The sequence below is a fragment of the Bacteroidota bacterium genome (assembly GCA_041658205.1).
GTDB lineage: Bacteria > Bacteroidota > Ignavibacteria > UBA10030 > UBA8401 > UBA8401.
In genome coordinates this window covers 1,169,229-1,181,925 of record JBBAAO010000001.1, presented here as the reverse complement: position 1 = coordinate 1,181,925, position 12,697 = coordinate 1,169,229, and the positions used below count along the sequence as shown (strand labels likewise).

Annotated in this window: 7 protein-coding genes; 4 read left to right on the top strand and 3 right to left on the bottom strand. The window is 39.8% G+C overall.

All coding sequences use genetic code 11. From position 1 onward, the window contains the following. The first annotated feature begins 2 nt into the window (after positions 1–2). The 4 genes from WDA22_04815 to WDA22_04800 all read left to right on the top strand — a co-directional run bounded on the left by WDA22_04815 (position 3) and on the right by WDA22_04800 (position 7,755). The gene (locus WDA22_04815) at positions 3–1,652 is read left to right on the top strand and encodes a T9SS type A sorting domain-containing protein (protein ID MFA5832784.1); all 1,650 of its coding nucleotides are present in this window, start codon (positions 3–5) and stop codon (positions 1,650–1,652) included. Between the two features lie 216 nt (positions 1,653–1,868). Beyond that, positions 1,869–2,912 carry a T9SS type A sorting domain-containing protein gene (locus tag WDA22_04810; GenBank protein MFA5832783.1) on the top strand — a complete coding sequence of 348 codons (1,044 nt, stop codon included), beginning with the start codon at positions 1,869–1,871 and terminating at the stop codon, positions 2,910–2,912. 174 nt (positions 2,913–3,086) lie between these two features. Beyond that, positions 3,087–5,567, top strand: a complete 2,481-nt coding sequence (locus tag WDA22_04805) for an alpha-amylase family glycosyl hydrolase (GenBank protein MFA5832782.1) — start codon at positions 3,087–3,089, stop codon at positions 5,565–5,567. Positions 5,568–5,649: 82 nt separating this feature from the next. Beyond that, positions 5,650–7,755 carry a beta-L-arabinofuranosidase domain-containing protein gene (locus WDA22_04800; GenBank protein MFA5832781.1) on the top strand — a complete coding sequence of 702 codons (2,106 nt, stop codon included), beginning with the start codon at positions 5,650–5,652 and terminating at the stop codon, positions 7,753–7,755. A 497-nt stretch (positions 7,756–8,252) separates the two neighbouring features. On the opposite strand, the gene WDA22_04795 is transcribed toward WDA22_04800, so the two are convergent. From WDA22_04795 to WDA22_04785, 3 genes are all read right to left on the bottom strand, one after another. Continuing rightward, positions 8,253–9,215 carry a lysophospholipase gene (locus tag WDA22_04795; protein MFA5832780.1) on the bottom strand — a complete coding sequence of 321 codons (963 nt, stop codon included), beginning with the start codon at positions 9,213–9,215 and terminating at the stop codon, positions 8,253–8,255. Between the two features lie 122 nt (positions 9,216–9,337). After that, positions 9,338–9,931: a Crp/Fnr family transcriptional regulator gene (locus tag WDA22_04790; protein MFA5832779.1), complete on the bottom strand. Its 594-nt coding sequence runs from the start codon at positions 9,929–9,931 to the stop codon at positions 9,338–9,340. A gap of 6 nt (positions 9,932–9,937) precedes the next feature. Then, a complete protein-coding gene (locus WDA22_04785) occupies positions 9,938–12,697 on the bottom strand; it encodes an alpha-amylase family glycosyl hydrolase (protein ID MFA5832778.1) in 2,760 nt (919 codons plus the stop codon).

The following is a 12,697-nucleotide window of genomic DNA, read 5'->3' as shown; positions in this document are numbered from 1 at the left end:
CAATGAGAGGCATTGTTATCGTTCTAAGTGTCATCTTATGCTCCACAGTCCTATCCTACGGGCAGGCTGCGGATGAAGTAGTGTTACCGGATTTTGCTACATCCGGAAAATATCTTAACGATCAAATAGCTGGAGATACGACTGCGTTAGGAGCAAGAAATAATCCAAACCGAACATACGTGCTAAAAAGGAATGGATCATATTTATTAGTTTCTTCCATACGCAATAATGCTTGGACACTGAGCATAAAAGCAGAAGCCGGTACAGGAAAAAAACCTGTTGTGTTTTCATTTAAAAATCCAGTCACAGCTACATATCCGGCATTTCAATTTGATGTTCGTGGAAACTTTTGGCTAAAGAATGTAGCTTTAGTAGGTTGGTCTACTATTGCCGCGGACATATCACTTATGCCGACTCAAATTATTAAGGTCAACGGAGCAGGATTCGATCTTCAGGTTGACAGCTGCCTTCTTTTAGGAGCAAATGGATCACAAATTCAAGTACCCTCAGCTACTCACTTGGTTTCTGTGACAAATACTCTTTTTACACAATGGGGTAATATCTATAATTCAGATATCGGCAATGGCAGACCGTTTGATTTACGAAACACTTCGATCGATAGCGTCATCATTAGAAACTGCACATTCACCGACGGTACTGATAGAATTGTTCGTCACCATTCAAGCGTTGGTGGAATTAAGTTGTTTATTTTTGATCATAATACAATTGTTAATGTATTGTCGACACATGGTTGTATGGAATTAGGGAAAGTAGGTACAAAAGTTTCTATTACAAATAATCTATTTGTTGACAATTTCGTTCTGGGTCGCGATTCTACCGATGACGTGCGATTGGCTGAATTTGGTGATGCAAACGAGAAAGAACCAAATGGTAAAAACAAAATGACATTCGTTAGCAGTGTCCCTGACTCTGCTGGACAGGTTGTTTCGACAGCATACGTTGTACGAAATAACTATTATGCAGTAACATCGGGAGTTCAAACATGGTATAATACAAAAAGTACGCTTGGAATTGGAAGTCTCATACCACTCACTAGCTATATTAACAAAAAGCTTGCTGCAGATTCTCTTACAGCTTTCAGAAAAGATACTATCGCATTTACACTTTCAAGTAAAAACTTAGTTCCGTTTGCTACGTGGTATTATGATCCAGCAGGTGCAAATAAGAAAAAAGTTAATACCGGATTTGATGCAACAAAAGATTTCCAGCGTTCAGATTGGAAATACTACTTGGATACAATGAAGCTCACCTATCCGACTTCACGACCGGCATATACAGGTGCAGACGGCGGGCAACCGGCGGGATCCCTTATGTGGTGGAATCTCACAGTATTGGATGTAGAAAAATCGGCAGCACAAATAGCACCGAACACATTCACATTGGATCAAAATTATCCAAATCCATTCAATCCTAGCACCACTTTAAGTTACAAAATTGCACAAGCTGGTTTTGTATCTTTAAAGGTCTATGATCTATTAGGAAGAGAAGTTGCAACGCTCGTAAATGAAGTGATGCAGCCGGGCAATTATACTGCCCAATGGAATGCTTCAGGATTCAGCAGCGGCATTTATTTCTATAAGATGGATGCAGGATCGTTTGTCTCCACGAAAAAAATGATCTTGATGAAATAGTTTCTTCTGGAGGGCAACACTCTGTTGCCCTCTTTTTTTACTCATTACGACAATAATTGCAGGTTTCCGAAAGTATCCTTGTCTCGGAAGCAGCAATTCTCAATGGAAGCGATTTCAATAATTGCTTATGCATCGTAAAAGTTTTACCCTGCGTGAAGTTTCTGCAAGCAAGAGTGAAATCCATTCTCATAAAAATCTTATTTTTTCGGAGACAATATGAAAAAATTGATACTGATACTTTTACCTTTTTTCTTCTTCTTAAGCAACGTGTTGGCGACATCGACTGGTTCAACGAACAGAAATATTACCATTGATGGAGTAATAACAAAAGGAGCTACAAATGGAACAAATGGAGCAGACTGGGAAGCTGATGAAGAATATCTTGCAAACGATGGTGTTAAATTCTATTTGACGTGGGATAATGTGAATCTTTATGTTGCATGGAAAGGGGGCACATCGGGACATCAACGAATTTTATGGATTGATACCGACCCAAAGGGAGTACCCACATCGGGAACTGGTTTGGACTCTCTCTCCCCTTATGGAGGTGTAAATGCGAAATTACCTTTTACTGCTAATTTTTTTGTGAATTTTGAAAGTGCAACTGTCGATAGATCGTATAAATTTAATGCAATCTCATCAATATGGGTCAAAGTGTCAAACAATGCGTTTACGCGAACAATTTCTGTCGATGGCAGTGAATATGAAGCCAAAATTCCATGGGACTCTCTCGGTGGAAGACCAAGTCGAATGTATTTTTTGTCTTACATTAATGAAAAATCGGGCAGTGGTTTCGTTCCAGGAAATACCGATGGCTATATTTATGGAGGTGCACCAACAACAGTAACAAGCGGAGATTTTGACGGCAATAACTTTACTATGACAATTGATGCTGCTAATACATGGTTTGCCGCAACAATCGCCTCTGGTGTTGCGCCTTTTTCAAAACAAGGCGCCCTTCTTCGTGTTGATGAACATGCTGGTCAAACAATTCCGCTAACATATTCCATTGAACAAAATTATCCAAATCCATTCAACCCAACGACAAATTTTCAATACAGTCTTGCTCAAGAAGGATTAATTTCGTTAAAGATTTATGATCTTGTAGGTCACGAGATTGCAACGTTGGTAAATGAAGTGAAGCAGCCGGGTATTTATTATGCCACTTGGAATGCTGCGGGATTAAGCAGCGGTATATATTTTTATAAAATGCAAACCAAAGAGTTCATCTCAACAAAAAAGATGATCTTAATAAAATAGTATCAGGTTTTTTCTGGCCGGGCAAATACTGCCCGGTTTTTTTTTATTCATAGCTCGACATCACTACAGAATAATTTTTATTAAAAGACATAAAACATCAGTTATCACTACACGAGTTCTATATTGAATCGAAATTAATCGATTTAATCGATTGTATAAACTAAAGAAACTCCCATGAAAAATTCTCTTAGATTCCTGTTCATCATTTCTTTATTGATTAGCTTACAAACTGCCGTTCATTCACAAACTGTTCCGATTACCTTCAGGGTAAATATGGGCTACCTGATTTCTATGGGAAAGTTTGACCCGGCGAACGAATATGTAGACCTTGCCGGAACATTCAACAACTGGGGCTCGCCCGTCACTAAACTGGCCGATTCTGACGACGATAAAATTTATGAGATCGTAATTAACGGATTTACCCCAAATGCGTCGGCCGACTTTAAATTCAGGATTAACGGACAGTGGAATGGACGTGAGGAATTTCCTAATGGCGGACCAAACCGAACCTATAAGGTAAAACCCGATTCCAATATTATTACTGTCTGGTATAATAATGAAGTTTCACATACCGGTCCGCCGAAGGCGGACTTTACTGCAAACTCATTGACGTTATTTGAAAATGGTCAGGTATATTATTCCGACGTATCATCGGGCAAAATTTCAAACTGGCAGTGGACCTTTGAAGGTGGAACACCCGCTTCATCTACAGACAGGAATCCGTCGGTTTTCTACGCTAAAGCAGGCAGTTATGGTGCAAGGCTTATTGTCAGCGATTCAACCCTCAGCGACACCCTTGTAAAAAATAATTATATTCTGGTAAACAAACGCGACACCGGCAGAATCTCCTGGTGGAATAACAGCGTGTTTTATGAGCTTTTTGTACGCAGCTTTTACGACAGCGACGGCAACGGTATTGGGGATTTTAAAGGCATTACGCAGAAACTTGATTATCTTAATGACGGAAACCCCGATACGCATGAGGATCTTGGTATAACAGGAATTTGGCTTATGCCGATAAACCCTTCCCCAAGCTACCATGGATATGATGTAACAAATTACCGCGATGTTAACCCGGCTTACGGTAACATGAATGATGTGAAGGAATTCGTGAGCGAAGCACATAAACGGGGTATTCGTGTAATTATTGATTTCGTAATGAACCATAGTTCAAACAAGCATCCGTGGTTCCAGCAGTCGTCTCAGAACAACACGATTTACAGAAATTTTTACCGCTGGTCAGAGACGAATCCCGGTTATTCCGGTCCGCTCGGCACAGCATGGTTCAGCAGTTCATCGGGTTATTATTATGGCGTATTCGGCTCCGGCATGCCAGACCTGAATTATGAAACACAGGCTCTCAAAGACAGCATGTTTGCAGCCGCAGATTTTTGGCTTAAGGAAATGGGAATTGACGGCTTCCGCCTTGATGCGGCGCTTTATATTATGGAAACAGGTCAGCAGGGTCAAAACACACAGGCAACGCTCAACTTCTGGAATGAATTCGACCAGCATATAAAGCAGACCAAACCGGATGCTTTTGCAGTTGGTGAAGCTTGGACCAACAGCGAGACAATTCTAAATTATGTTACAAATAACCGGCTGGACTATTGTTTTGAGTTTGATCTTGCCTCCTCAATCCTGAATGCCGTAAACAACGGAGATGCAAGGGGTTTATCAGCCCAAATACAGAAAGTCAGTAACATTTATCCTTTTCTTCAATACGGAACGTTTCTTACCAATCATGATCAGAACCGGGTAATGAACTCATTGCAGAATAACACCGATAAAGCAAAGGCCGCAGCTTCACTATATCTAACATTCCCGGGCGTACCATATTTATATTACGGCGAGGAACTGGGAATGCTGGGAGCCAAACCCGACCAACAAATACGGACGCCTATGCAGTGGACGGGTAATGCCAATGCCGGTTTTACTACGGGAACACCATGGATGGCGCCTAATAGCAGCTACACTACAGTCAATGTAGCGACCGAGCAGGCGGCCCCGATGTCAATGCTCAACTGGTACAAAAAACTTATTGCCATCAGGAACCAGGAGGCTGCACTCCGCCTGGGTGAATATGAAGGACTTACGTGTACGGCTACTCCGGTAATGGCATATATGAGACATTATCAGGGTAAATCGATTTTGGTGGTTGTCAATACAACATCCGTCGCACAGTCCAATCTCACGCTTACACTGCATGGAAATGTTGTAAAATCCGGGACATATAACGTTACCGATCTGCTTACAGCAGCCGGCACTGCACCAATCACAGTTGGTAATTCATTTGAAATAAAAAATATTTCCGTTGGATCATACAGCACACTTATATATTCTTTTGCAAATGGCTCTGGGACAGCTGTTGATGAAAGAGTGGATATACCACAGGATTATAAATTATTTCAGAATTACCCGAATCCCTTTAACCCTACAACTACAATCCAGTATTCAATTGCCTGGCAGTCACACGTTGACCTTCAGATATTTGACATGCTGGGGCGCGAAGTAGCAACCCTGGTGAGTAAAGTGCAGGGTGCTGGGGAGTATAATGTTCACTTCGACGGTTCAACGCTTCCGAGCGGAGTTTATGTTTACACTATGAAGGCGGGAGAATTCAGGGAGAGTAAAAAGTTTTTGCTTTTAAAATGAGTGTACGTAATAATTCTGCATACAGAAAAATATCGTGTTCTCAAATATGCGACTAAATATTTTAAACTAAATTAAACCTATCATGGGAAAAATAATTGTCATCAGCCGCGCCAATACCGACATGGTGGTCAACGGTAAAAAACTATTCTTGTCCGGAGAAACATTAGTAGACGGCGATGTAAAGGTGACTGGAAAATTAGGAAATAAATTTTTTATAACAATCGCATATGCAGGATTGCTGCTTTTATTTTTTACTGTTTCCTTTCCTCAAACCAATACTAGTCAAGTTGAAAAAATTCCGACCTTCCATCAATTTGAGGAACTTTCACCCAACACAATTCATCCTCAAGGCTGGATAAAGGAATTTCTTCTTAGACAAAAATCCGGTATGACTGGACAACATTACGCATTGGGTTATCCTTACAATACCAATCTGTGGAATGGTGTTTTAAAAAGAGCGGGAGAATACGGGGATGAATCATGGAGGTATGAACAAACAGGGTATTTGGTGGATGGTATTATTCGCCTTGGGTACCTGCTGAATGACAAAGACCTGATTAAAAAGGGGGAAGACAATGTACGCTATACACTCGACAACGTGAAAAGCGATGGAAGGATTGGTCCTGAAAAAACATCTGAATGGCCGAACGCAGTTTTTTTTAGGGCTCTCAAAGCGTATTACCTCAGTACAAAAAACGTAATGGTATTAAGCGTTCTGGAAAAACATTATCTTACTATTATACCTCAGGAACTGGGTCGTGGGCGAAACATCGTTAATTTGGAAGGAATATTATGGTTGTATGGAATTAACGGTAACCTTAAACTGTTGGAACTTGCTGAAAAATCGTACGAAACTTTCAATCTGCCTACCAATCATAGCGATGATCTCACAATGTCCAGATGTTTATCTGATTCTATCATAAGAATGCATGGTGTTTCCTATATGGAGCAGGCAAAAATTCCAGCCATACTGTATGCTTATACGGGCAAACTACAATACCTGAGTGCTGCAACAAATGCCTTTTATAAACTTGACCGTGACCACATGCTTCCCGATGGAGTGCCGACCTCCAATGAGCACCTTGCAGGCAAAGACATCATGCAGAGCCATGAAACATGTGACATTACTGATTATACGTGGGCAATTGGATATTTATTAATGGCAAACGGAGATGCCTCGGTGGCTGACAAAATAGAAAAAGCCTGTTTTAATGCAGGTCCGGGTGCAGTTACCAAAGATTTTAAAGCGTTACAGTATTTTTCAGGTTTAAATCAGGTCATCAGTACTTTTGAATCCAATCACAATAAATTTTATCATGGTGAAACTTGGATGGCATACAGTCCCGTGCACATGACGGAATGCTGTTCAGGCAATGTAAACCGCTTTATGCCCAATTTTGCTTCTCGGTTATGGATGCGTGACAAGCAGGGCGGATTAGTCTCTGCATTCTATGCGCCGTCTTCCGTTGATTTTAAAATAAATGAAGCAAATATTACTGTGAAAGAAGAAACCAATTATCCCTTCTCCCATGAAATACGGTATGAGTTCGAGTCTGATAAAACAATAACACTTCCATTCACATTCCGGATTCCGGTATGGTGTACGCAGCCCAAACTTTTCATCAATGGCAAGTCATATTCTGGTAAACTCACGACAGGGAAATTCATCACTATTAACCTACTCATCAACAATAAAGCTGGCATAAAGCTTTATTTACCGATGAAACCTGAATTGATAACAGTTGCTGATAATGGGCTTGTAGTTGAATATGGCCCATTGTTATTTGCCTATCCTGTTCCTACAAAGGCAGAAAAGGATACCATATTTCATCCAAATATGAATGGCAAACGGGCGAGCAATCCCAATTTTCCAGCATGGAATTTTTTCCCTGCTGCAGATTGGAATTATGCTCTGCTGCTCGATAAAAATAATTTCGAGAAAAACATACAAGTCAAAATATCCACAACGAATTCCTATGCATTTGATACTAATGAGGCTCCAATAATAATCAGAGTCCCTGCAAAAAAAATAAATACATGGAATCTGGTTGGAAACAGATACACTCCCCCACTGCCTGAAAAAGAGAATTATACAGCAGAGGCAGAAACGGTATATATCAATCTTGTTCCTTATGGCAGCACTTGCTTAAGGGTAGCAGTGTTTCCATCTGGAACATTAGCAAAATAAGGTGTTATTTTAGTGTATTATGAAAAGATAAATTTATTTTGTCCTGTTTGCGTTTTGTCAATTAGAACTTTTTAGAGTTACTAAACACATTGAAACAATTTACAAAATTAGAGCGGTGTTCTTTGATTGCATTATTCCTAAAAATTTCTAATGGAATCTGCAAATTACGAACACTGCGTAACTTTAGTTAATTATGTTTCTTCCCATCAAATATTTACTTCATACTCACAAATATTCTTTCTCTAAATAATTCCAAAGACTCTAGTTCAATCTTATTCAATCCTAAATAAATATTCTTGTAACTGCTCAGCTATTATTTGGGTGAATCATAAATCACTTGTTATTCTGAGCGTAGCGAAGAATCTGAAAAAACTACACATGAGTCTTCGAGCGCACAAACCAGATTCTTCACTGCGTTCCGCAACAAAACTGCGGAACTCGTTCAGAATGACAAGGATTTTATATTCTTTTATTTCGTCGCTGAGTAGTTACATATTCTATTTAATATTTGTATCACGATGAGATATAATCCAAGTTGTTATATCATTAATCACTTGATTGTGTTCCGGCTCGTGCATTAAATCATGCTGCATCTTGTCATATAAATGAAATGTTTTGTCTGTACTTTTTGCACGAGCATATAATTCTTTGCTCCCCTCGTTATTTGTGGATTTATCCTCTTTTCCATGAAGGATGAGTAATGGAAGAGTAATTTCTTCCATCCTTTTTTGAATCTCATCTAAGCCATTTAATCCCGCTGCTGCTGATCGCGCCGGTAAATTACTATGATCAATCAATGGATCGCCGGCAAGATCTGCTTTCGCAACGGAATCACGCACAAATTCCTGATCGTCAATTGCCTGAATTCGTAATCCAGGAATAAGAAAACCAAAAAATCGTGCTGCACCAGTCTGAAACCCATTCACAAACGGAGGAAGTTTTAGTAATGCTCCGCTTAATATTACGCCGGACAGTTCGTCTTGATGTGTCACCGCATAGGTTGCCGCCGTCAATCCTCCAAGACTATGACCGAACATATATACGGGAATATTCGGATTCCTTTTTTTTGTTTCCATCACTGCTAAGCGAACATCTTCCACTAACTGCGGAATAGATTCAAAACGTTGACGATCTCCCCCAGAATTTCCATGTCCTCGATGGTCCTGTGCATAGACAACACATCCTGCTGCATTTAAGGACTCGGCAAGAACGGAATACCGTGTAGCATGATCACGAACACCGTGAACAATAACTACCGCGCTGCGAATTGGTATTGAGAGCGGTTTCCATTCATACGCCTGCAGACATGTAGAGTCGGATGCAGTTACTTTGTACGATGTCAATGAGACATCTTTTGAGTGTTCAACTGTTGGTAATGAATTCATGCACTGATTTTCAGATGAACATCCTGTAAGTACCATCAAAGTAATAACAGTTATTGCTGTTGCAACTAATTTCATAGTTTTCCTCGAATATTATTGGATAGGAGACATCTAAATATGGAGATTGTATAGACGAATTCCATTAACCAAGGTTAAAATCGAGTGTGGAATAATCTAAAGGAATTGTCCTTAACGAAAGGCTATTTTTGGGATAATCTTTTACGTATTCGGCTAAGAGAAGGCCCCTGAATGCCGAGGTATGAGGAAAGGTGATACAAAGGAACTTGTTCTATGATTTCTGGATGTTGTTTCATCAGCTCTACATATCGCTCTTCGGGTGTCTTAAACAGAAATCCTTCCGTTCGATCCATCGCCGATGTGTAGGCAATTTCCGCGATAATTCTACCGAGATGTTCCCATTGGTGCGATTGTTTATACAACGTCTGAAGATCGTTAATATGAATCATCAACACATTCGAATCGGCGATTGCCTGCGTGTGATAATTGCATGGTGATTGCGTCACAAAACTTTTGAACGCAACCACCAATGTATGTTTGGTAAAAAAGAAAATATTCTTTTCGTCACCTGACGAAATATCGATATAATACGTCCGGAAAAGTCCATCCAATACAAAACCGACGTATTTGCAGACGCTCTGATAATTATTGTAGAATTCTCCTTTTTTGAACGATTTATACTGCCACATGGACGACGAAAGAGAAAAATTCTTTTCATCAATATTTCCGATATGTTGAAATAAGGAGCTAACGAAAGTAAGATCGTTCTTTGCCATGTTATCTTATTTGAGCAATATCATTCTTTTGACTTCGGTATTATTTGACGTACGTAATTTATAGAAATACATCCCTGACGAATGATCACTACCATTAAACGATACCGTATAATTTCCGGCAGATTGAATTTGATCCACTAATGTTGCTACGTTTCTTCCAAGTATATCGTATACCGTCAATGATACAAATGAATTATTCGGGATAGAATACTGAATGGAGGTAGAAGGATTAAAGGGATTAGGATAGTTCTGCGATAATGAAAATTCAATGGGAATTGTCGCATTGAATTGAGATATCGCAGTCGGTATGCCCAATTGAGCATTCGTTTTATTGGAATACACTTTTGCCGTATATGCCGGTATGGTTAACGAAGGAACGGGATCTGTACTGACCGTCAACACGCTCTGGTTAAACACATCGTACCAATTACCCGTACCTAACCAAGGAACATTCGATATTGTCTGTTCTGCTCCACTAAGATTTGCAATAAAGATAGCAGAACTTTTTGAATCTTCGTGTTGAAATCCCCAAACCAATACTCTATTCGCTTCATATCTAAATAATTTATGAAGCTGACCTTGATATAATGCAGGATTATATTTGCGCTGCTGTATGAGTGCCTTATAATAATCAAAATGTTTTTTACCGCGGTCCGTTTGAAACATATTCCATTCCACTGGACGATAGGATAATTTTTGTCCATCGTTTTGCCATCCCCGCGGTGCACTCATTTCCTGACCTTCCCATAGCATTGGGATTCCCAATGACCCAAAAACGAAGGTCGCATATAATTTATCTCGAAGAATTGCATTTTCAAGAGAAACTGATTGATATGTGGTCAATTCATAGATCAATGACTGCTCATCATGTGTAATTGTCGCATTCACAGGCTCAGTACGGTCTGCATACGATGATGGTGTATTCGGAGTATCATTACTGCCGAATGCTCCAAGATCAATCACTCGATTTTCAAGATTTGTTAACGTTCTATTTTGATAACGTGCTTCATCAAACAACTCATCTCGAAAACTGTCATGCCAACCGCTTGTCATTCCACTATAATACATCAGTGCGGGAGATTCAGGTAGATGCTCAGCAATTTGATATATTTTTCCTTGATACAATGTATCTATTGCATTTGCCCAACCTAAGATCCCTTTTGTGGGTTCCGCTATGTTCCAGCCGACCCCCTGCGTATAATCATATCGAAAACCATCTATCCTGTATTCATCAATCCACATTCGCAAACTTTGCAACACTAATTCTTGTGTTTCGGCAGTCCAATGATCCATATCTTTATAAAATTGTAAACCATCTTCGTTATACCGCTTGTCGTTTATTGATTTGAAATATGGATTTGCTGTCTCATCAGGAAGCATTTTCCACAATGGTCCGGTATCATTTTGATGATTGAACACTACATCAAGTATGACAGCAATACCTCGTCGATGTGCTTCATCGACAAGTTGTTTCAATTCCAATGGTGTGCCATAACTTGGTTCCAGTGCAAAATAATGATTCAAATTGTAACCCCACGAATGTCCCGTCTTCCCAACATTGCCATTGTCATTGATCGGCATTAATTCAATAGCATTAATACCCAATGAATCGAAATATCCCAATAAATTTTTTAAATCAGTAAATCCAGATTGCGCAGCACCCTTCCCATAAAATCCACCGGCAAACTCAGCAATATGAAGTTCGTAAATGACAAGTTTGTTCAGAGGCGGCCTTACATAATTAATTTTCATCCAAGCATAATCATCGGCAGTCAAGCCTGAAGGGCCTGTTGAGAACTTAGTTCCGGCACTTCCAACTTCCCTTCCAAACGGATCAGTAATTTGCTTACCATCTTCAATCTCGTAAACATATTCGTATTGTTTATTTGGCAATAATTTTAGGTTAATCCACCAATTATCTGTCGATGGATCTTTTTTCATCACAATCGGTGCGGCGGCAGAAACAGGTTGACCGGATTCAGCAATACGAATAACAACAAAGTTTTTTCCGGGGACTCTTAACCGAAATGTAGTAGAATCACCCGATAATGCTGAAGCTTTCGTCACTGCATGGTTCGCATATGAAGGCATTGGTGAAAGTTGAACTGCATAGACTGAATTTTGATACACGATAGAATCGCCGTGATTGTTGACAGCGACGAGCCGTATATAGTTCGTTTTCGGAATGGGTGCTGGAAGAACATAATTCAAAATACGCAAAGATGTATCATACGATGATGTCACGACAGTAGTCGAGGTAATATCATTTGGACTTGTTCCCGTCGATAATTTGATTGTCGAGATTGCATCGCTGTTCGCATGAAATATTCCCACTGCAATACGGATAACCTGTGAACTCGATTCTTCCGCAAAGAACTCAAAATAAAATAATTTTGACATCCGCAAAACAGAATTACTATGATCGCTTGCATTTTGTTCCGGATTGAGCGGATCGCTGTACCATCCGGTTGCGTTCCCCCCTTTGTTGAATTTATATTGATAGACTGAATCACCGAGAGGTGTTCGCGAAGAATCATGAATTTTGAACGTGTAGGTTCGTAACCAGGCTTTTACAGCATCACTATACACCATCAATGATGTATCGGTTTCTTCTGTCCAATTATTGAACACTCCAGGGACATGGATAGGAGTCCCATTCGCCTGGTGTGCACGAAATGTCAATGTTACACTATCAGTTTGTGATTGAGAAAAGAGTCCTGAAACAACGCTCAACATCACTAGAAAAATCATTTGTAATTTTTTCAT

Bases quoted from the DNA above. Each gene is read 5' to 3' on its own strand.
- WDA22_04815 (MFA5832784.1), top strand. From the start codon at position 3: ATGAGAGGCATTGTTATCGTTCTAAGTGTCATCTTATGCTCCACAGTC.
- WDA22_04810 (MFA5832783.1), top strand. From the start codon at position 1,869: ATGAAAAAATTGATACTGATACTTTTACCTTTTTTCTTCTTCTTAAGC.
- WDA22_04805 (MFA5832782.1), top strand. From the start codon at position 3,087: ATGAAAAATTCTCTTAGATTCCTGTTCATCATTTCTTTATTGATTAGC.
- WDA22_04800 (MFA5832781.1), top strand. From the start codon at position 5,650: ATGGGAAAAATAATTGTCATCAGCCGCGCCAATACCGACATGGTGGTC.
- WDA22_04795 (MFA5832780.1), bottom strand. From the start codon at position 9,215: ATGAAATTAGTTGCAACAGCAATAACTGTTATTACTTTGATGGTACTT.
- WDA22_04790 (MFA5832779.1), bottom strand. From the start codon at position 9,931: ATGGCAAAGAACGATCTTACTTTCGTTAGCTCCTTATTTCAACATATC.
- WDA22_04785 (MFA5832778.1), bottom strand. From the start codon at position 12,697: ATGAAAAAATTACAAATGATTTTTCTAGTGATGTTGAGCGTTGTTTCA.